This is a genomic window from Hymenobacter chitinivorans DSM 11115 (assembly GCF_002797555.1).
GTDB lineage: Bacteria > Bacteroidota > Bacteroidia > Cytophagales > Hymenobacteraceae > Hymenobacter > Hymenobacter chitinivorans.
Genome location: NZ_PGFA01000001.1, coordinates 1,463,174 through 1,484,177, shown reverse-complemented (window position 1 = coordinate 1,484,177; position 21,004 = coordinate 1,463,174). Strand labels below are relative to the sequence as shown.

Annotated in this window: 16 protein-coding genes; 7 read left to right on the top strand and 9 right to left on the bottom strand. The window is 62.3% G+C overall.

From position 1 onward, the window contains the following. Nucleotides 1-211: 211 nt before the first annotated feature. Nucleotides 212-2,737, bottom strand: coding sequence for a type IA DNA topoisomerase (locus CLV45_RS06160; RefSeq protein WP_100335499.1), 2,526 nt, complete (start codon nt 2,735-2,737; stop codon nt 212-214). A 434-nt stretch (nt 2,738-3,171) separates the two neighbouring features. Here CLV45_RS06160 and CLV45_RS06155 point away from each other — a divergent pair, with 434 nt between their 5' ends. Both CLV45_RS06155 and CLV45_RS06150 read left to right on the top strand, forming a co-directional pair. After that, on the top strand, nt 3,172-5,652 hold the full coding sequence (locus CLV45_RS06155; protein ID WP_100335498.1) for a M1 family metallopeptidase: 2,481 nt from the start codon (nt 3,172-3,174) through the stop codon (nt 5,650-5,652). Between the two features lie 264 nt (nt 5,653-5,916). Beyond that, nucleotides 5,917-6,132: a hypothetical protein gene (locus tag CLV45_RS06150; RefSeq protein WP_100335497.1), complete on the top strand. Its 216-nt coding sequence runs from the start codon at nt 5,917-5,919 to the stop codon at nt 6,130-6,132. A gap of 79 nt (nt 6,133-6,211) precedes the next feature. Here the strand turns inward: CLV45_RS06150 and CLV45_RS06145 are convergent, their stop codons facing one another. Continuing rightward, a complete protein-coding gene (locus tag CLV45_RS06145; protein ID WP_100335496.1) occupies nt 6,212-6,583 on the bottom strand; it encodes a hypothetical protein in 372 nt (123 codons plus the stop codon). 229 nt (nt 6,584-6,812) lie between these two features. On the opposite strand from CLV45_RS06145, the gene CLV45_RS06140 reads away from it, so the two are divergent. Together CLV45_RS06140 and CLV45_RS06135 are read left to right on the top strand one after the other, a co-directional pair. Beyond that, nucleotides 6,813-8,156, top strand: a complete 1,344-nt coding sequence (locus tag CLV45_RS06140; protein WP_100335495.1) for a DUF3696 domain-containing protein — start codon at nt 6,813-6,815, stop codon at nt 8,154-8,156. Nucleotides 8,157-8,159: 3 nt separating this feature from the next. Beyond that, a complete protein-coding gene (locus tag CLV45_RS06135; RefSeq protein ID WP_157807318.1) occupies nt 8,160-8,669 on the top strand; it encodes a hypothetical protein in 510 nt (169 codons plus the stop codon). A gap of 265 nt (nt 8,670-8,934) precedes the next feature. On the opposite strand, the gene CLV45_RS06130 is transcribed toward CLV45_RS06135, so the two are convergent. Further along, nucleotides 8,935-9,633, bottom strand: a complete 699-nt coding sequence (locus CLV45_RS06130; protein WP_100335493.1) for a hypothetical protein — start codon at nt 9,631-9,633, stop codon at nt 8,935-8,937. Nucleotides 9,634-9,791: 158 nt separating this feature from the next. Between CLV45_RS06130 and CLV45_RS06125 the strand changes: the two genes are divergently transcribed. Next, nucleotides 9,792-10,223, top strand: coding sequence for an EamA family transporter (locus CLV45_RS06125; protein WP_100335492.1), 432 nt, complete (start codon nt 9,792-9,794; stop codon nt 10,221-10,223). 280 nt (nt 10,224-10,503) lie between these two features. Here CLV45_RS06125 and CLV45_RS06120 read toward each other — a convergent pair whose 3' ends face one another. The 3 genes from CLV45_RS06120 to CLV45_RS06110 all read right to left on the bottom strand — a co-directional run bounded on the left by CLV45_RS06120 (nt 10,504) and on the right by CLV45_RS06110 (nt 14,282). After that, nucleotides 10,504-11,469 carry an MBL fold metallo-hydrolase gene (locus CLV45_RS06120; RefSeq protein WP_100335491.1) on the bottom strand — a complete coding sequence of 322 codons (966 nt, stop codon included), beginning with the start codon at nt 11,467-11,469 and terminating at the stop codon, nt 10,504-10,506. A gap of 547 nt (nt 11,470-12,016) precedes the next feature. Then, entirely contained in the window at nt 12,017-12,925 is a 909-nt protein-coding gene (locus CLV45_RS06115; protein ID WP_100335490.1) for an NAD(P)/FAD-dependent oxidoreductase, read from the bottom strand. A gap of 397 nt (nt 12,926-13,322) precedes the next feature. Then, complete coding sequence (locus CLV45_RS06110) at nt 13,323-14,282, bottom strand: NAD(P)-dependent alcohol dehydrogenase (protein ID WP_100335489.1); 960 nt, start codon at nt 14,280-14,282, stop codon at nt 13,323-13,325. A gap of 160 nt (nt 14,283-14,442) precedes the next feature. Between CLV45_RS06110 and CLV45_RS06105 the strand changes: the two genes are divergently transcribed. Continuing rightward, on the top strand, nt 14,443-15,282 hold the full coding sequence (locus tag CLV45_RS06105; RefSeq protein ID WP_100335488.1) for a DUF1206 domain-containing protein: 840 nt from the start codon (nt 14,443-14,445) through the stop codon (nt 15,280-15,282). Between the two features lie 200 nt (nt 15,283-15,482). Beyond that, nucleotides 15,483-16,589, top strand: coding sequence for a hypothetical protein (locus tag CLV45_RS06100; RefSeq protein ID WP_100335487.1), 1,107 nt, complete (start codon nt 15,483-15,485; stop codon nt 16,587-16,589). 126 nt (nt 16,590-16,715) lie between these two features. On the opposite strand, the gene CLV45_RS06095 is transcribed toward CLV45_RS06100, so the two are convergent. The 3 genes from CLV45_RS06095 to CLV45_RS06085 form a co-directional block, all read right to left on the bottom strand. Beyond that, a complete protein-coding gene (locus tag CLV45_RS06095; RefSeq protein WP_245882741.1) occupies nt 16,716-17,489 on the bottom strand; it encodes a carbonic anhydrase in 774 nt (257 codons plus the stop codon). Between the two features lie 44 nt (nt 17,490-17,533). Continuing rightward, on the bottom strand, nt 17,534-19,156 hold the full coding sequence (locus CLV45_RS06090; protein WP_100335486.1) for a SulP family inorganic anion transporter: 1,623 nt from the start codon (nt 19,154-19,156) through the stop codon (nt 17,534-17,536). A 145-nt stretch (nt 19,157-19,301) separates the two neighbouring features. Next, on the bottom strand, nt 19,302-20,699 hold the full coding sequence (locus CLV45_RS06085; protein ID WP_100335485.1) for a sensor histidine kinase: 1,398 nt from the start codon (nt 20,697-20,699) through the stop codon (nt 19,302-19,304). Nucleotides 20,700-21,004 lie beyond the last annotated feature (305 nt).

Sequence of the window (21,004 nt, the reverse complement as noted above, 5' to 3'; positions counted from 1 at the left end):
TCCCCAAAGTACCAGTTATAGTATTCCCGCTGCGCCACTCCGGGCGTGGCCAGCCCCAACAGCAAGAACAATACCCCCGCAACAAAACGAATAAGAAAGGAATAGCGAGCAAGTAAAGAATATAGCATAGGGAAAAGTAAGGAATAATCCGCAAGGCTAATCTGGTTTCTGCCTCAGCTTTCCCTACCTGCTTACTCTTTACTGCCGCCCGTTACCCCTTATCAAACACGGGCTCAATCCGCCCCTCTCCGTTCACCTGCAAGGCCGCTTCGTACCGATTCCCGGTTTTAGTCGACACAAAGCCGCGGATGACGCCGGTTTTGCCCTTGCGCAGCAGCTGGTTCATCTGGGTTTCGGTCAGGGTTTTGCCGCCCCACTCGAACGGGGCCCGAAACTGGCAGTCTTCGCGGAAGCGGGAGCAGCCCCAGGCCGCTTTGCCGCGCAGCATGGTACCCAGCTTGCACACCGGACACGGAATTACGCCGGGGTCCACGGGGGTAGTGGGCTTGCTTTCGGCGGCCCGCACCAGCTCCAGCCCGTGCTGGGGCGTGAGGCGCACGGCGGCGTCGAATTTGGCGCCCAGCTCGTCCACGTAGCCCTTGATGACGGGCGTGCGACCCTTGGTGAGCAAAGCCGACACCTGTTTGTCGGTCAGATTCTTGCCCTCGAACTGCGCGGGCAGCCGGAACTGGCAGTTCTCGCGGAAGCGGGAGCAGCCAAACGCCGTTTTACCCTTCAGAATATGGCCCGATTTACAGGCCGGACACGAACCCAGACTGCCGGGAATAGCCGGCGTGGCCGCCGCGGGCTTGATGGGCAGCATAGCCGCCGGGGTAGCGGCCGAAATGCCGGCCCCGGCCACCGTAATAGAGCGGCGGGAGCCGTCCTGCTTCACTTCCTGCACCATCTCGCGCACCAGCATCTTGAGCTCGTCCAGAAACAAACCCGAGTCGAGGTTGCCCGACTCAATCTGGCGCAGCTTCCGCTCCCACTGCCCCGTCAGCTCGGCCGACTTCAGCGTGGGGTTGCGAATCAGGCCAATCAGCTCGACGCCGGTGGGCGTGGGCACAATTTTCTTTTTGTCGCGGCGGATGTAGCCGCGCTTAAACAGGGTTTCGATGATGGCGGCGCGGGTGGAAGGGCGGCCGATGCCGTTTTCCTTCATGGCCTGGCGCAGCTCCTCGTCGTCCACGTTGCGGCCGGCCGTTTCCATGCCGCGCAGCAGCATGGCCTCGGTGTAGTCGCGCGGGGGCTGGGTCTGCTTCTGGTCGAGGCGGGGCTTGTGGGGGCCACTCTCGCCCTTCTCGAACGAAGGCAGCACGGTGCTCACCACGTCGTCGTCGCCCTCGCCGGGCTTGGCCGTGCTGGGAGCCTGCTGCTGGGTCGGGTCGCCGTAGACCACGCGCCAGCCGGGGTTCAGAATCTGCCGGCCCCGGACGCGGAACGGATGCGCGGCCGCCTCGGCCGTCACGGTCGTGTTCGAGACTTCGCAGTCGGGGTAAAACGCGGCCAGAAAGCGGCGCACGATGATGTCGTAGACGCTGTGCTCATTGCCACCCAGGCCGCCCGCACTGGCGCCGGTGGGGATAATGGCGTGGTGGTCGGTGACTTTGTTGTTGTTAAAAACCTTGGTACTCTTCCGGATCTTGGTGGCCAGCAGCGGCTGCGTCAGGCTGTGGTAGGCCCCCAGGCCCTGCAGGATACCGGCAATTTTGGGGTACTGGTCGTCGGGCAGGAAGGTGGTGTCGACGCGGGGGTAGCTCACCACTTTCTTCTCGTAGAGGCTCTGCACGGTTTTGAGCGTGTCCTCGGCCGAGAGGCCCAGCTGGTTGTTGCACTGCACCTGCAAGGAGGTCAGGTCAAACAACGAGGGCGGCGACTCCAGCGCCTTTTTGATTTCGACGCCCGTCACGGTCAGCGGCGCGTCTTTCACGGCCGCCATGGCGGCGTCGGCTTCCTCCTGGCTTACGAAATAACCCCGGGCTTTGAGGCGGGCCTTTTCGTCGGGCTCGTCGTCGTCCTTGCCCTTTTTAGCCAAAGCCACGTGGCTGAACATGGTACCCCGGTACTCGGTGCGCAGCACCCAGTAGGGCTCGGGCCGGAAGTTCTGGATTTCGTGGTAACGGTCGACGAGCAGGGCCAGCGTGGGCGTTTGCACCCTTCCGATGCTGAGTACCTGCTTCTGCCCGGCGGCGTACTTGAGGGTGAACAGCCGGGTGGCGTTCAGGCCCAGGAGCCAGTCGCCGGCGGCCCGGCTTTTGCCGGCCTGGTAGAGGTTGTCGAACTCCGAACCGTCGCGCAGGTTGGCAAAGCCCTGGCGGATGGCATCCTCGGTCAACGACGAAATCCAGAGGCGCTTGAAGGGCTTGCGGTACTTGGCTTCCATCAGCACCCAACGCTGAATCACCTCCCCTTCTTGGCCCGCGTCGCCGCAGTTGATGACCTCTTCGGCGGCGGCCAGCAGGTTTTTGATGACGTTGAATTGGCGCACTACCCCGTCGTCGCGGCGCATGAGCTTGATGCCGAAGTTGTCGGGCACCATGGGCAAGTCGTGGATGCTCCAGCGCTTCCACTCGGGGCGGTAGTCTTCGGGCTCGCGCAGCTGGCAGAAGTGCCCAAACGTCCAGGTGACCTGGTAGCCGTTGCCCTCGAAGTAGCCATCCATTTTGCGGCTGGCGCCCAGCACCTGGGCAATTTCCCGGGCTACGCTGGGCTTTTCGGCAATACAAACAATCACAGATTCTCGCTGAGGTTAACGCTGATTTCGCCGACGCGAAGCCGGCGGGGAAACAACAAAGATACGGCGGGAAAAGGTCGTTTTACCTGTGCCGTACCACCAAAGCCTACAGCCCCGGCCCGACCCGCTGTCCAACTGATTTTTTAGCCCAAGGCAACGGTTCCGAAATATTATCCATCCCCTATGTAGGGCTCACAGCTCCCGGGAACATAGAATAAATTTATTACAACAGTACCTTGCTTTACAAAGTACTATATCATACGTTTGCTCCGAACCGTTCCGGTAGCCCCCACCCAGGCCCGCCGGGCCGCCCCGCTCCCAGACGTGGGAGGTCGGCGGTATAGCAGCCAGGGTCAGGTATCGGCCCCCGGGCCGGAGCCGCAGCCCGACTTCCACTTTCCTTTTCCTCCATCCTCTTTCCCTCTTTCTGCGCTATGAAAACCACTGTTACCGCCCTGGCCTGCCTGTTGAGCACCGCCGCCCTGGCCCAACAAGCCCCCGCCGCGGCCCCCGCTGCCCCCCCGGCCCCGCCGCGCTACCGCGCCACCGACACCAAAATCAACGCGTTGGTACACACCAAGCTGGCCGTGGGCTTCGACTACGCCAAGCGCCACCTCAACGGCAAGGCCTGGCTGACGCTCAAGCCCTACGCTTACGCCACCGATTCGCTCCGTCTCGACGCCAAGGGCTTCGACATCAAGACCGTGGCCCTGGTGAACGGCGAGCAGCTGCAGCCGCTCAAGTACACCTACGCCGACCAGAACAACCTGCGGATTCAGCTGGGCAAAGCCATTGCCCCGGGCACGCCCTACACGGTCTACATCGAGTACACGGCCAAGCCCGACGAGCTCAAGGTGAAGGGCAGCGCGGCCATCAACGACGCCAAGGGCCTGTACTTCATCAACCCCGACAGCGCCGTGAAGGGCAAGCCCGTGCAGATCTGGACCCAGGGCGAGACGGAGGGCTCCTCCTGCTGGTTTCCGACCATCGACCGGCCCAACCAGAAGACGACTTCCGAAATCAGTATGACCGTGCCCGCCAAGTACGTCACGCTCAGCAACGGGCGCATGGTGTCGTCGACCCCAGCAGCGGCGGGTTTGCGTACCGATACCTGGAAGATGGAGCTGCCCCACTCGCCCTACCTGTTTATGCTGGCCGTGGGCGACTTTAAAGTTGCCAAGGACACCTGGCGGGGCAAGGAAGTGAGCTACTACCTGGAGCCCAAGTACGCGCCCTTCGCCAAGCAGATTTTCGGCAACACGCCCGACATGCTGGAGTTCTTCTCGACCCGGCTCGGGGTGGAATATCCCTGGAACAAGTACGCCCAGATTGTGGTGCGCGACTACGTGAGCGGGGCCATGGAAAACACCACGGCCACCCTGCACGGCGACTTCGTGCAGATGACCGACAAGCAGCTGCTGGACCGCGACTACCAGAACGAGTCCGTCATTGCCCACGAGCTGTTTCACCAGTGGTTTGGCGACTACGTGACGGCCGAGAGCTGGAGCAACCTGACGGTGAACGAGTCGTTGGCCGACTTCTCCGAGGGCCTCTACGCCGAGCACAAGTACGGGGCCGATGCCGCCGACTCCCACCGCCACCGCAACCTGCGCCTCTACCTGCGCAGCGCCCCCGACGCGGCCAAGCAGCTGGTGCGCTTTACGTATGACGACAAGGAGGACATGTTTGACGTGGTGACCTACCAGAAAGGCGGGGCCATTCTGGACATGCTGCGCACCTACCTCGGCGACGACGTGTTCTTTGCCGGCCTGCAAAAATACCTCAAGGACAACGCCCTCGGCAACGGTGAAGCGCACCAAATGCGCCTGGCTATGGAAGCCGTATCGGGCCAGGATCTGAACTGGTTCTACAACCAGTGGTACTTCGGCACGGCCCACCCCGTCGTGACCATCGACTACGGCTGGGACGCGGCTAAGAAAGTGCAGAGCGTGACGGTGAAGCAAACCCAGCCCGGCCAGGTGTTCCGGCTGCCCTTCGCCATTGATTACTACGTGAACGGCAAAGCCCAGCGCCAGCGCGTGGTCATGACCCAGGCCACCCAGACCTTCACGATGCCCCTGGCGGCCAAGCCCGCCCTGGTGGACGTGGACGCCGAGAAAACCCTGGTCTGGCAGCACACCAACAACATGCCCCTGGCCGACTTCGCCTACCAGTACGCCCACGCCCCGCTCTACGTGGCGCGCCGCGAGGCCCTGCTGGCCGCCGACGCCCTGCAGCTCACCGACCCGGCCGCGCTCAAACTGCTGCTCAGCGGTTTGCAGGACCCGTTCAACAACCTGCGCATGGTAGTGGCCGAGCGGCTCAAGCTCCAGGATAAGAACGTTGCCAAAGTGGCGGCGCCGATTCTGCGCAAGCAGGCGGCCCAGGAAAAGGAGCCCCACGCCCTGGCTTCCCTGCTCACGGCCCTGGCCAAGCTCCAGGATAAAAAGGACGAGAAGCTCTTTGCCCGGCAGCTGGCCACCAGCCCCTCGTATGCCGTGCAGGCGGCTGCCCTGCAGGCCCTGGCCGAGGTAAACCCCACCCTGGCCCTGCGCCAGGCCCAGGCCCTGGAAGGCTCCGACCAGGTCAATATCAGTCAGGCCGTGGTGGGGGTGTATGCCAAAGCCGGCGGCCTGTCGCAGTGGGCCTACGTGCGGGATAAGTTCGACGCGGCCGGAGGGCAGGACAAGGTGGGCTACTTCGAAAGCATGGGTGCCATGCTGCCCCGCCTCCAGGACGCCAAAGCCTTTGCCGAGGACGTGGACCGGCTCAAGGGCCTGGCCATCCAGTACAAGCGCTTCGGCGCCGACCAGCCCATCATCGGGATGCTGCAAGCCGCCGCCCAGCAGCAAGCCGCCACCCCCAACCAGGCCCTGGCCGAGAAAGCCGTAGCCGAAATTCAGGCCGCCCAGTAAGGCGTGATTGAGGCGTTGAATAGGCCGTAGCCCCCGGGTTACGGCCTTTTTCGTGGCCGCGTGTAGAGACGCAACCTTGCGTCTCAATCGTTGTTTACTCAGGCGGCGTGAGGACGTGTCGTTCACCGACGAGACGCGAATACGCGTCTCTACACGCGGCCGGCAAAAAGTTGCTTTACAACATAGCTCTACGCCTATAATTCACGCTTCCCTCACCCCGGCCGCCCCACCTTCGGGCATCGTTCAACCCTTTCTTTTTTCAGTATGAAAAAGTACCTGTTCCCGGTTGTCGCTCTGGCCCTGTGCAGCGCCCCCGCGTGGGCCGACGGCGGCCACCCCGTCACTCCTGCTACCCCGGCCGCCCACTCCATTCTGCTGCCCGGCGTGGAGGTGGATGCCGTGGGGCCCCACCACCCCCACGCCGCCCGGCATCACGCTCCCCGGGCCGGGCACCAAGCCTTGGCCAAGACCCGCAAGTAGCCGGCCCCAGTTCACAAAAGAGCCTCGTACTACCCGTACGAGGCTCTTTTGCGTTTAGCACCCAGGCTGTAGGGGCGCTTTACGACCGGCCCGCGGGCATTTCCTCGGGGCGGGTGAGGGCACCGGCCAGCAGCCCGAAGGCGCCCAAAACCAAAAAGGCGTTGCGGGCGGCCTTGTGGCGGGCAAAGCCAAAGAGCCAGGGCGCCCCGGCCGCCAGCAGGCCGTTGGCCACGTCCAGGGCCAGGTGGGCTTTGAAGGGCAGCTTCTTGAGGCCGCCCCACTCGGCCCGCGTAAACAGGCTGGACAGGGCCACGTTGCCGGCCAACACCTGGGTGAGCAGGGCGGCCTTTTTCTCGTGCGCAAACCCGGCCAGCTTGGGCATAGCCAGGGCCAGGGGAATGTAGCTGAAGTCGGTGAAGCCGTGCTGCTTCCGGGAAATGGGCTGATTCATAGCGTCGGGTTCTGGATAGTGAAGTACTCAGAAAGTACCCCGCCCACGGCCCGAAGGTTATAGCCGCGCTTGGGCAAGAATGCGGGTAGAGACGCATACTTGCGTCTCAATCGTTGCGGACGTTGTGGGGTTTGCGCGGCACCATATCGTTCAACGACGAGACGCGAATACGCGTCTCTACATCGTTCGGCCAGTTCCCGTACCTTCGCTACCCCTCATTCCTACAGCTATGCTTAACTCCCTGCGCATCCAAAACTTCAAGTCCTGGCAGGATACCGGCGATATTCAGTTCGGCAGTATTACCGGTTTCTTCGGCACCAACTCTTCGGGCAAGACTAGTATCCTGCAATTTCTCTTGATGCTGAAGCAGACGGTGGAATCTTCGGATAGAGCACAGATTTTGAATTTGGGGGATGAACGTTCTTATGTAGAGTTGGGTACAATGCACGACGTGATTTATAATCACTCAGAGGATAACAAACTATTGTTTCAGATAAAGTGGAATCAGACTGAGTGGATAGTACCTCCTGATGAGGATGGATTTCTTATTGATTTACCAGAAATACGTTTTGAGGCTGAAATATCACAGCAAAAAGATTTAATAGTGGTACACTATTTCAAATATGAGCAGGACGAAAGGAATATAGGAATGACAAAATCTCTAGAAACGAACGAGTACATACTAGAAGGCCGTCTGTCAGATAGCAGCAAGAAACAAAGAGTGAAAACCAAATCGGCACCACTCAAATTCTACATACCACCATATTCTTTTGGGATAGGCATAATGAATAGCGATAGTAGCCAAGACTTGATATTCGATTTTGAGAACCTGTTTACAGAAACATATTACTTAGGCCCTTTACGCGAATACCCAAGCAGGTTGTACTTATGGGGAGGTGAAAGGCCAGGAAATATAGGTAATAGAGGTGCTGGGTCTGTAGCTGCAATTCTAGCTTCTAATAAGTCGGAGCCAACAATATATATGGGAGAAGGCAATCCACGCCGTTCCCTAGAACAACACGTAGCCTACTGGTTAAAAGAACTCGGACTCATTCATTCCTTCGAAGTCCGCCCCATTGCCCCCAACCGCAAAGAATACGAAGTACGCATCAAACGCACCGCTGAATCAGCTGAAGTTTTTCTAACAGATGTAGGTTTCGGCGTCTCGCAGCTACTTCCGGTACTGGTGCTGCTGTTCTACGTACCCGAAGGCTCTACTATTATTCTAGAACAGCCCGAAATACATTTGCACCCGGCCGTGCAGGCGGGTTTGGCTGATGTATTTATTGACGCCATTAAGCGGCGCAACGTGCAGATTATTCTGGAGAGTCACAGTGAGCATTTATTGCAGCGGCTGCAGCGGCGGCTGGCGGAAGAGGCCTTGCCCACGGACCAGGTAAAGCTGTATTTCACCGATTTCGTGGGGGCGGCTTCTACCCTTACCCCGCTCGATTTGGATGAGTACGGCAACATCCGCAACTGGCCCAACAATTTCTTTGGGGATTCATTTGCCGATGCTTCCGCCATGATGGATGCCGAACTAAAGCGCCGCGAAGCCGCGGGGGAGAAATAGGCTATGCCCTCCCCTGAACCGAAGTGCATCTTAGATACCAATGTGCTGCTGACCGCCGACGGCAAATCGGACGCGGGCATTGGGTGTATCCGGGCCGCCAAGACGCGCCTGGACGAAGTGCGGCAACACGGCGGCCTCGTGCTGGACGCCGGGTTTCTGATCCTGAAAGAATACGGCAACAAGCTTAGCCCCATTGGGCCTAATACGCCCGGCAACGCTTTTCTAAAGTGGCTGTGGCAGAACAAGGCCAATCCGGCCTTTGTGGATGCCGAAGTAAGGCTGGAAACCAATGCCGACGACTCCTTCACGGCCTTCCCCACCGACCCCGACCTGGCCGCCTTCGACCCCTCCGACCATAAGTTCGTGGCCCTGGCCCTCTCCCACCCCGAGCGGCCCGTCATCGTGAATGCCACTGATACCGACTGGCACAAGGACCACCTGGCCCTGGCCCGCAACGGCGTGCGCCTGGAGTTTCTGTGCCCCGACGAAATGTTGCGCACGCGCGCCCTGTAGCAGCCTTAGGAAACCCTGAGGTGGCACCTGGGCGTCGTTTGGTAAGCATAGGATTCCCTAAGGGCCCTCCGGTAAGCCATTTTACCCCTATAGGGAATCCTATACCGCCATTCGGCTACCGGATTGCCCGCATAGGATTCCCTAAGCCACCGCCGGGCCACTTTGGAGCCTGCTCAGGAAATCCTATACGGGCTCATTGATAACAAAAAGGCCATTGAGGAAATCCTCAACGGCCCTTGTGGTAGTGTGCTAGCGCGCTACGGATTTATGCAGTAGCTGGCAGCTCGGCTTTTTTGCCTTTGGAGCCGCCCACAAACGCCTTACTCAAATCAAAGTACCCGGCTACGCGCTGGGGGCTTTCGAAGTGGGCCAACAGCAGGGTGGCATAGGCGCGGAAGAGCTGGCGGCAGGTGGCTTCGCGGCCGTCGTGGAGGTCGGTGCGGTGGGTGGCGGCGCCGGCCTGGGTGCCGTCGGCAAGCTCCAGGGCGGCTTTCAGGGCCTTGTAGACCTGCTGACCTTCGGCGCGCACGGCGGCCGGAAAGGCATTGGGACGGGCGGCAAGCGTGAGCAGAAAGGCCCCGAAGGCATCGAGCACCAGGGCCTGGGAGCTGCCGGTGAGGCCGGAGCGGCCCTTGGGGAAGATAGACTTCACGTCGGCCGAGTTTTCCTCGTAGTTGGGAATGACGTGCTTGCGCTCCACGCGCTTGACGAAGGCGGTGAAGTCGCCCAGGGCCTGGCCCACGGTGACGGTGGCGCCCTGGTCTTCGCCGGAGAGCTGGCCGGTGTGGGCGGCGGCGTAGGCGGTTAGGGCCAGCTCCAGCTCTTTGCTCAGCTCGTCGTAGCGGGCCGCGTCGGGGCTTTGGCGCAGGGCCTGGAGAGTGAAGCCGGCCATGTCGCCGAACTGGGCGCGGTTCAGGCGCAGGTTAAGAAAGAAATTGTCGAACCGGGATGCATACTTTGCCATGGGGCGGAATAGGAAAAAGGTAGATAGATAACGCCAGCCCCGGGCCTCGGAGCTGAACCGGAATATAGGAGAATCGGCATCAATAACTACTATCCGTTTGCGGGCTAAGTCTCGTATTCTCAATTACTCCCGTCGTTATTCCTTACCCCGTAGTCAGTATGTGGATTGTCTTTTCGTTGCTGGCGGCCCTGTGCGCGGCCGTAGTCGTCACCTTGTCCAAAATCGGCGTTAAAAACGTGGAGCCCAGCGTGGCCTTCGCCGTGCAGTCGGTGCTCATCATCGTCGTGGCCTGGGGCGTGGTGGCCTACAAGGGCCTGCTGCCCACCGTGGCCCAGATTGAAACCCGCACCTGGGGCTTTTTGGTGGCGGCCGGCATCATTACCTGCCTCTCCTCGCTCTTCTCCTTCCAGGCCCTAAAGCTGGGCCAGGCCTCCCAAACCTCGTCCTTCGACAAGGTGTCGTTGGTGTTTGCCATCATCCTGGCCGTGGTTTTCCTCAAGGAAAAAGTAACCTGGCAGCTCGTGCTCGGCGCCGCCCTGATGGCCGGCGGGGCCGTGCTCATCGCCTTTTCCAAGCCGGAGGCGGGCTAGCGGTGAGTGAGTGAGTGAGTGAGTGAGTGAGTTGACGTTCGGCTGGCGCGAATGGCGCAGCCGAAGCAATCCGGCCTCTGCGCAGGTAGTTCCGCCTTTTACCCGGCTGGCACTGGGCCCTATGAGCTGGCTCTTAGCCGAATTCTTAAAGCGTTCCGGCCAGAAGCCAGCACGCGTTGCGGTATTGTTGGCGGACTTTCAGCAGACGGAAAAGGATGGCACGGTGAATGGCGCATGCCCCTTACGGTAACGGCAACCACCGTTTTGCGGCACGCGTGGGTTATCCTTTACCGGGCGGCACGAAGCGTTTTACGGTAATGCTCGTTCCAATCTCAATCGTCATCAAATCTTCGCCAAGCTCCAGGGGGCCGGTGTACGTCTTGCGCGTTCGGGGGATGAGCACGTCGGCCCCCGGGGGCGGCAGGTTCGGGACGGTCGAGAGCAACACAACGTGGGAATAGACCGCCAGCCGGGGCGTGAGGCGGCTAAAGACTTTTCCTGCTTCCTCGGGTTGGGTGTGGTAGCTCAGGATTTGGCCCGCCGTTTTGGATTGTTGCAGTAGCTCTTCGGTAGCCGCGGCCACCTCGTGCACCACCACATCGACGCCCTTGCCAAACCGAATCAGGTTTTCACTAAAGCCCGTATCCCCGGAGAGGAGTACCGAGCGGCCGGCGTACTCTATCCGGTAGCCCAACGCGGGGGTAAGGTGCGGGCCGTGCGCCACGTCAAAGGCGGTGACTTTGACCCCGTCTTGGTCATAAACGACGCCTTCTTTGATGTCCTTGGCCGCCAGGGAAATGCCCGGTGCGGGCAGGTTTTCAGTGGGTCGCACGCTGGTGTCCCACGCATACGCCTGCCGGAGGGCGTCTGTCATGGCAACCGTACCGGCGGGGCCGATAACCCGCAGCGGGACGCTGCGGCCACCGAAGGGCGTGGGCAACCATCCCGTTAGCCAGAGGTCGGGAAAACCAACCACGTGGTCGGAATGCAAGTGGGTAAAAAACACCGTTTGGATCGTCCCCAGGGGAATCTTGAGCTGCCACAAGCGCTGGGTAGCGCCCCGCCCGCAATCAAACAGCAGCTTGGCCGGCCCTGCTTCCACCAGAATACTGGGCCCAAACCGGTCGAGACGGGGAATGGGGGCCCCGGTACCGAGCAAGGTTACTTTAAGGGATTGGGCCGGGGACGTGAACTGGGTGAGCACGGCCAGCGCGAGTACGACCAGGCGGGGAACGACGTAGTTCATAGCGCAAGGGAAGTAAGCGAGCAGGAGGAACCCGTTGCGGAGCCGGCCCACCGGTCGCCGTCTTCTTGCCCCGCCGACACCGGCGACCTTATGAAGGTACCATATTTACGGCGGAATGGAACCCAGCTCACCACCCATTAAGAGGGAGTACCTAGCAACCCTTGGTGGCTGCGGCAGAACCCCGCCAGCGCTTCGGTAAGCGGCCGTAGTACGACCCCAAAGCACGAGAAGCAGTCTTATCGAATGCTCCTGAGCAGGCCCGAGAAAGGACAGCCCAAAGGGTTGGGCTGGTTCAGCTTGTAGCAAGGCACGGTAAGAGCCGGGTCCAATAGATCGGGCAGCGCGAAATTCCACCTCGCAAGGCGTTGCCCGACAATCGGCCCGACAGTGCGGACGCCTCGCCAAGGGAACTTCGGGCGCCACCAGAAAAGCCCTTTACCAGCGGCGTGGCAAAGGGCTTTGTGCATTTATTTACCCTGGTCACTCAGGCGAGGAAGGTCCTTCGCTGGGCTCAGGATGACAGGATAAACAGCAGCCTGCGCTCCACCTAGAACTGCTCGTGAATCAGCTCGTGGTTCACGAAGGCGCCGACTTTGGTGCCGGCCGCCACGGCTACGGCCACCGAGCGCATGGGCGTGGTGGCGTCGCCGGCGGCGAAGATGCCCGGCACGCTGGTGCGCTGCATCTCATCGACCTGCAGCAGGCCCTGGGCCGTGAGGTCGCAGCCCAGGCTTACCGGCAGCAGGCAGTGCAGCTCGAAGGGTACGCGGGCAAACAAGGCTGTGAGCGGCACCGGGGGCGCGCCGGCCAGCATCACCTGGCGCAGGTAGCCCGCTGCGTGGTCCAGACGCTGAATTTCGGCCTCTATAATAGTAATTCCGCGGTGGTGCAGGTGCTGGGTTTGCTCCTCGGTCAGGGTAGCGGGGCCGTTGGTGAACAGCGTCAGCTGCGGGCTCCAGTGGTGAATGAGGCGGGCAAAGTCGAACCCCAGCTCCCCGTTGCCGAGCACGCCCAGGGGCTGGTCGGCCACCTCGTAGCCGTGGCAGTACGGGCAATGCAGCACCGAAATACCCCAGGCCTCGGCAAAGCCCGGCGTAGGGGGCAGCACATCTTTCACGCCGGTGGCAAATACCAGCTTGGCCGCCTCGATAGTGGCCCCATCTGCAGTGCGTACCACAAAGCCAGCGCCCTGCCGCTGGGCCGCCACGGCCTCGCCCGCCAGCAGCTCTACGGTCGGGTAGGCCAGGACCTGGGCCCGGGCCTGCGCCCGAATGGCCTCGGGTGCTTCCCCGTCGTGGGTAAGAAAGTTGTGGGCATGCGGAGTCTGGCGGTTGCAGGGCCGCCCGCTGTCCAGCACGATTACCCGGCGCCGGGCCCGGCCCAGGGCCATAGCCGCGGCCAGGCCCGCGTAGCTGCCGCCAATAATTAAAACCTCAGTATGCTGGTGTTGTGCCATCGATAGTGAATGTGTGGAGGAGCGCGGCGGGCCGCAAAGAGGCCGGATAAGGCCGCCGGGCTCGGGTGAAAACAAACGAAGGTACACAATTGCAACAATGTTGCAATTGTGTACCTTCGAAACATCCTCCAGCGAGTGCAGTACCCTGCCAGTATCAGGACAAACATTCTGCGCCGCCCGCCGAGCCGCCGCCAGCCGTCTTCGGAAACGCGCTTAGTGTACGAAAGCGAAAAACCTCTACGACCGTAGCAGTACAGGGCTTTCTGGTAAAAGGGCTTTCGTACTGCGCAGAGGACGGATTGACGCCGCTTGATGCGCGGAATGTCGGGCCGCCTCGCAAGGACAAGAAGGAAATGCTGCGCCCCTCGCGCCGGCCGCACGACAACTCACCATTTCACTATTTCACCACCTCACCATCCACCGTCAGCACGATTTTGCCCGCGGCGCGGCCGGCTTCGCTGTAGCGGTGGGCTTCGGCGGTTTCGGCGAGCGGGAAGGTTTTGTCGATGACGGGGCGCAGGGTGCCGCTGTGCAGCCAGGCCGAAATCAGGGCCATATCAGTTCCTCGGTTGGCGGCCAGGAGCATGCTCATCTTCTTAGTGGAAAATACCGATACCAGGGCGCCGGCGGCCAGGTCCTTGGGCTCGGGGGCGGTGGTTACGTAGCGGCCGTTGCGGCGCAGGGCGGGCTTGCTGGCCAGGTAGCTGCTCTTGGCCACGGCATCGAAGATGATGTCGTAGCGGCTCACGTCCTGGGTGAAATCCTGCTCGTGGTGGTTCAGGACCCGGTCGGCCCCCAGGCTGCGGACCAGCTCGGCGTTGTGGGGCCCACACACGCCGGTAACCTCGCCCGCGCCCAGGGCTTTGGCCAGCTGCACGGCAAAGGTGCCCACCCCGCCCGCCGCTCCGTTGATCAGGACCCGGTCACCGGAGAGCAGCTGGCCTTTGTCGCGCAGGGCCTGCAGGGCCGTCAGGGCGCCCAGGGGCACGGCCGCGGCTTCTTCGAAGCTCAGCTTTTCGGGAATAAAGGCGGCGGCCTGCGCGGGCAGTACGGCGTATTCGGCGTTGGCGCCCCCTACCCCGTCGGGCATGCCGTAGACCCGGTCGCCGGGCTGGAAGCGGGTCACGTTGTCGCCCACGGCGGCCACGGTGCCGGCCACGTCGCGGCCCGGAATCTTGGGGAAGCTCAGGCCCGTGACCAGCTTGAGGCTCCCGGAGCGCACTTTCCAGTCGACGGGGTTGATGCTGCTGGCGTGCACGCGCACCAGAATCTGGTCGGCCTGCGGCGTGGGCGTGGGCTGCTCGCCGTAGCGGAGCACGTCGGCCGGGCCGTAGTGGTCGAAATAAATGGCGTTCATACGAAAAGGGAAAGATGGTAGAGCAGCCTACGTAAAAAAGGGCCGGGGCGCGGTACAACGCGTTAGTTGCTGGGCCGGCCGCTTTCTTTCGGCGGACCCAAGCTCGGCGTAACCAGCAACGGCCGGGTTTGCGTACTGCAAGGACTTAGTGTATTGTGTTATGTCCTCCGCGGCTTCCGTCCTCCCCGAACTTCTGCCTGCCCCTTCCACCGGTATTCGGGCCCTGGCCCGGCTGGGCTTCTTGTCCATCGGCTTCGTGTACCTGGTACTGGGGGCCCTGACCACGATGGCCGCCATTGGGGTGCGCGGGGCCGATACGGCCGACCAGCAGCAGGTATTCCAGACCATTCAGCATTTGCCCCTGGGCCAGGTGCTGCTCTGGCTGGTGGCGGTGGGGCTGGTGGGCTACGTAGTGTGGCGCTTCACCCAGGCGCTGCTCGATACGGAAGGCAAGGGCCACGGCACGGCCGGACTGGCCGTGCGGGGCTTTTACATCTTCAGCGGGCTGCTGTACTCCCTGCTGGCGTATTACGCGGGCAAAATGGCCTGGTACGGGCACCGGGTTGCGGAAACGGGCACCACTAAATCGGTGCTGCGGGAGGCCTTGCGCCACAACTACGGGCAGTGGCTGCTGGGCCTGGCGGGCCTCACGGTGCTCGTTGCCGGCGTAGTGCAGATTTACCGGGCCCTCTCGGGTAAATTCGACACCGACGTAAACGGCCGGGAGCTGACCGACGCCCAGTGCCGGTTGGTGTACCGCACGGGTCAGGTGGGCTACAGCGCCCGGGGCGTGGTGCTCGTCATTATGGGCTACTTCGGGGTAAAGGCCGCCTTGCACGCCAACGCCAACGAAATCCGGGATACGGCCGGCACCTTCGACGCCCTGCAGGCCATGGGCCCGGCGGTGCTGGGCGTGGTGGCCCTGGGGCTGGTAGCCTTCGGAGCCTACATGCTGGTGCAGGCCCGCTTCCCAATTCTGCGGGGATTGGGCCGGAAATAGGCCGGTAAGGCTCGGGGCCGCACTATTTGCGGCTGGCTGGTGTCTACTGTATGCCGGCGGCGAAATGCTACTTCGGGGCCGGCCCTTATTCACCGTTTCTTCCCGCCTGCTTCGTTATTGCTATGCCCTTTATCCGGCCTGCCCGGCCCCGTTTCTTGCGTGTTGGGTTATTTTTTGCGGCGCTACTGACCTACTGGGCCATGATTTCGGCAGTTGCCCAAACCCAGCCGACACTTACCAGCCTGGTCCTCAAAGCTCCCGACACCAAATTGGCCAGCGCGGACTACTACATTGCCCGGGTGGTCGATGAGCGCGCCGGCCGCCCGGCCGTAGCCAGTCTGCTGCTCCCCCCGGCCCAGCCCAACCAGCCGCCCGCGCTGCGGCAGCTCGACTTGCAGGGCGGGACGCTGGCCGCGCTGCGGCAGTTTGTGGGCCAAAGTCTGCCCCGCGGTACCGGGCGGCGGCCCCTCACGCTGCGCATCAAGGAGTGCCGGCTCACCGAAACCCTGACGCCCGGGCAGCCCAAGTACGCCGATGGTACCCTGGCGTTGCACTTGGTGCTGGATTGGCAGCGCGAGGGCGAAACCGTGGCCCTGACCGAGTACCGGGGTGCGGCCCGCTACCGTCGGGCGTTGTGGCAAACGGCGGTGGCGGAACCCGCCCTGCGCCAGGGCCTCACCGAAGGGCTCCGCTACCTGCACGCCTGGGTGGTAAGCCAGGCCCCGACCAGCCTGAAGCTGGCCACCGACCTGCGCCTGCGCTTCAGGGACTACCACGACCAAACCGAGCCCGACACCGTGTTCTACGACCCCGCCCGGCCCCTGACCTGGGCCGATTTTACGGCGGCTCCGCGGCCGGGCCCGCACGCGGCGGCCGTGTTTCCGAGCTTTGCCTACGCCGGTCAGCCCCGGGTGGTGAATGGGGTTTTGCAGCTGGATATGCGCCTGAAGGTGTTCGTGGTGCGCAGCTCGTCCTGGGTGTCGGCGGCGGCGCGCGGGGCCTACGACCTCAACCACGAGCAGCGCCATTTCGACCTAGTGAAGCTGGTGGCCGAGCGGTTTAAGCGCCGCCTCACCCCCACCCGCATGACGCTCAAGGACTACGACAGTATTCTGCAGTACGAGTACCTGATGGCCTTCCAGGAAATGAACCGCGTGCAGGAGCAGTACGACGCCGAAACCCAGCACGGCCTCAACGAAGCGGCCCAGGAAAGCTGGAATCAGCGGATTGAGGCCGAGCTCAACCAATACGGCGTGACCCGGCGCGGGACGGCCGTGGCCCCACTGCCGCCCCGGTTGCCCAAGTAGCAAGGAGCATATTGTTGGCACCCGTGGGGCAATAAAAAAGACCGTAGCCAAGGGCTACGGCCTTTTCAACCACACATAGACTAGCACCGGACAGCCAGGCTGCCAGAATACTATAAACTACCTTAATTAGGCCTTGCGCGCCTGCTCTTCTTCTTCCTTGCGGGCCTTGCCGTTGGGCTTGGGCTCGGTCGGGGCGGGCTGCTGCTTGCCGGCCTGAATATCTTCTACTGCTTCCTCGGCCAGCTCAATGGCCTCCACGCCGTAGATGTGCTTGAACTCGTTGATGATATCGGTTTCCACGTTCAGGTCGTGGAGCAAACCGTCGTGAATGTCGTACACCAGGCCGTGCAGGCGGGGCGGGTTGGGCCGGCCCAGGGCATTCTGAATGATGTTGGTCGTGGCCAGGTTGCGCACCTGCTCAATGACGTTGAGCTCCACGAGGCGGCGCAGCTGCTGCTCCTTGTCGGCGATGCGCAAAAACTCGGTTTCATTCAGGCGCACCACGTCTTTGATGTGGGTCAGCCAGTTGTCAATCAGGCCCAGCTGCTTGTTGGAGGCCGCGGCGGCCACGCCCCCGCAGCCGTAGTGCCCCACGACCAGAATGTCTTTGACTTCGAGCACCTCCACGGCGTATTGCAGCACGGCCAGCAGGTTCATATCGGAGTGCACTACCAGGTTGGCAATGTTGCGGTGCACGAACATTTCGCCGGGGCCGGTGCCGGTAATGGCGCTGGCCGGCACCCGCGAGTCGGAGCAGCCGATGAACAGGTAGCGGGGCTTTTGGCCCTTGGCCAGCTTGTGGAAGTACTCGGGGTCGGCGGCTTTCTTTTCGTCAACCCACTTGCGGTTGTTTTTCAGAATCTCTTCCATCGAAGAGGACGAATCGGGGGTAGCTTTCATGGGAACGGGAATTGGCGGAAGGTTGAAATGGTGGAGCGGCAAAGTTAGTGACCTAGCACTTCCACCTGGGGAATACCGCGCAGTTCGAGGTTAATGTTGCGCTCGGCAGCCGTCACGCGGAAGTTTTCAATGGCCTCCAGCACGTCGTAGTCGATAACCTCGGAGTCGGAGCCGTCGAGGATGACGTGCGAACCGGGGGCGAGCCGCTCGAAGGTGGTCACGATGCTGGCCTTGTTCAGGAACGAGACATGCTCGCTCAGCTTCAGGTGCACCGTGCCCGGGTCCCGGGTGGGCTCGTTGTGGAAGTAGTAGGCCGACTCCAGGTTGGCTTTAAGAATGAAGAAGATGCCCACGGCCAACCCGATGCACACGCCCTTGAGCAGGTCGGTAAACAGGATGGCTACAATGGTAACGATGAAGGGCAGAAACTGTTCCCAGCCCAGGCGCCACTGCGAGCGGTACAGGGCGGGCTTGGTGAGCTTGAAGCCCACGGTGAGCAGCACCGCGGCCAGGGCCGACAGCGGAATCAGGTTCAGCACCGAGGACAAGAACAGCAGGCTACCCAGCAGCAGCAGGCCGTGAATAAAGGATGACATGCGGGTCTGGGCCCCGGCGTTGATGTTGGCTGAGCTGCGCACGATTACCGCCGTCAGGGGCAGGCCGCCAATGAGGCCGCTGACCAGGTTGCCGACGCCCTGGGCCTTGAGCTCCCGGTTCTGGGACGTATGGCGCTTGTGGGGGTCGAGCTTATCCACGGCTTCCACGCTGAGCAGGGTTTCGAGCGAGGCTACAATGGCAATGGTGAAGGCCACCACGTAAGTCGAGCCGCGGGTGAGGGCCGACCAGTCGGGCAGGCGCAGCTCCTTGGTCAGGTCGGCGAAGGAGGAAATGCTGGGCAGCTTCACCAAGTGTTCGGGGCGCACCTGCAGGTCGGGGGCCACGGAACTCAGCAGCAGGTTCAGCAGAATCGAGAGCACCACCACAATCAGGGCGCCGGGCACCAGCTTGAGGGCCGCAATGCTCTTGACGGGCTTACTATCCCAGGCCAGCAGCACGAGCAAGGACACCACCCCAATCAGGGCCGAGCCCCAGCTGATGGCGTTGCTGGCGGCAGCAATGGCGCTGAACGTGTTCTGCCCGTTGAACTGCAGAAAATCCATGTCCTCGAAGTAGTCGGTGTCGGCGCCGAGGAAGTGGGGAATCTGCTTTAGAATCAGAATCAGGCCAATGGCGGCCAGCATCCCGCGGATAACCGAGGACGGGAAATACATGCCGATGATGCCCGCTTTCAGAAAGCCCAGAATGAGCTGCAGCACGCCCGCCACCACGGTAGCGGCCAGCATGGCTTCGAACGAGCCCAGGGTGTGAATGGCGGCCAGCACAATGGCCGTGAGGCCGGCGGCCGGCCCGCTCACGCTCAGGGATGAGTCGCTGAGCCAGGACACGACGACCCCGCCCACGATGCCGGTAACGACGCCAGCCAGCAGCGGGGCGCCCGAAGCCAGGGAGATGCCCAGGCACAGGGGCAAAGCCACCAGAAACACGACCAGGCCCGCCGGGGCGTCTTTGCCCAGGGAACGGAGATAATTGCCGGACGGCGGCGTGGGGCGGGCCGCCGAGGCCGGAGGTATGGAAGGGGCCTTGGGGGCCGCAGCAGTTTGAATCATAGGAGGAGGCACACAGTAGGGGAACGGCTGCCGAAAGGCAGAACTTCGCTACGATATGCCGCAATACTAGACCCGGGTAGTTAAGACGGAGTTAAAAGAGAATTAAAAGGGCATTAAAACGCATTTGCGGCGGCGCAGGCCCTGATTAAATGTGCGTTAAGGGCAGGCGGAGCGTCACCTGGGTACCCATGCCCAGCTCACTCTCCACCCGGATGCTGCCCCCGTGCAGAGCCATAATCTTGGCCGTGAGCGGCAGCCCGATGCCGTGGCCCGGCACCGTGCGGATGGCCTCGGCCCGGAAGAAAGGCACGAATACCTGCTGCCGGTCGGCCTCAGTCATGCCCACGCCCCGGTCGCGCACCTGCAGCAGCACTTCCCGGCCCACGCAGGTCAGAATGGCCATAATGGGCTCCTGGCTGTCTTTGGAAAACTTGCAGGCATTTTCCAGCACGTTCAGCACCGCCGAGAGCAGCAGGGGCTCGTTGCCGAGCACTTCGAAGGCCCCGCCCGGCAGGGTGGGCTCCCCAAACTCCAGGTCGATGCGGCAGGTGGGCTGGCGGCGCAGTACTTCCTCGTGGGCCTGCAGCAGCAGCTCGTCGAGGCGGACCAGGGCCATGGGCACCTGAGAAGGGTCGTCGGAGGCGCGGGCAATCTGGAGCAGGCCATTGGTGAGAGCCGTGAGCATGCGGGCCGCGTCGAGGGTGCTTTGCAGCACGCGGCGGTACTCGGCCGGGTTGCGCTCCTGCAGCAGGGCCACTTCCAGCTCCCCGGTCAGCACCGTGAGCGGGGTGCGCAGCTCGTGGGAAGCGTCGCGCACGAAGGTGCGCTGCCCGGCAAAGGCCGTTTCGAGCCGGTCGAGCAAACTATTGAAGCGCTGGGCCAGGTGCGACACCTCGTCCTGCCCGTCGGCCTGGGAAAGGCGGCGGTGCAAATCGAAGGCCGTGATGGTGTCAACTTCCTGCACGATGCGCTGCATGGGCCGCAGGGCCTGGCGGGCAAAAAACCAGCCGCCGACGCCCACGATGAAAAAGCTGATGAGCAGGCCGCCGGCCAGAATGGTGCGTAACGTGCGCTGCTCCACCTGGCTGTCGGTATCCACGGACGAGGCCACCACCACGAAGTCGCCGCGGTGCGGGTCGCGGTAGAGCAGGCCCACGGTTTGGGCGTGGCCGGGCCGCAGCTCCACCAGGCTGCCGGTTTGCCGCACGCTGGTCAGCAGGCTCTCGGGCACGGGCCGGCTGGTTTGCTGGCCTTCGCGAAACACGACCCGGTTCTGGGCATCATAGACCTGCACTTCCTCATCGGGCAGGGTGCGGTAAAACTGGCGCAGGTAGCGGCGGTAGGTGGCCCGGCTGGCTTCGTCGCCGCGGTTGGCCCCGTCGAGGTAGACGTGGGCCACCACCCGGGCCCGGGCAAAGAGGTTGTCAGTGAAGTAGTTGCGCCGCGACTGGTAGGTAAAGAAGTAGATGACCAGGGAAAACAGCAGCAGCGTAACGGCCAGGATGGCGGCAAACTGCAAGGCCAGGCGCGTGCGGATGGTCACGGGCGGAGGGTTAGAAGGTGAAGCGGCCCGGCACAGGACAGGGAGACGCCAAAGGATAGTACGCTAAAGCGCAGCCCCGCCCCGAAGGTTTACGACAGTTGGGGCTACAAACATAGAAAGAAGCGCTGTGGCCGGGATGTAGAGACGCATACTTGCGTCTCAATCGTTGTTTATGTCGGGAGGATGAGGGCGAGTCGTTCAACGAGGAGACGCAAGGTTGCGTCTCTACATGTATAGGGCGCTATATAGAAGCAAAAGCTGGCCGCGTGGTTTACTTTTGAGCTGACCCCGCCCCTGCCCCGCCG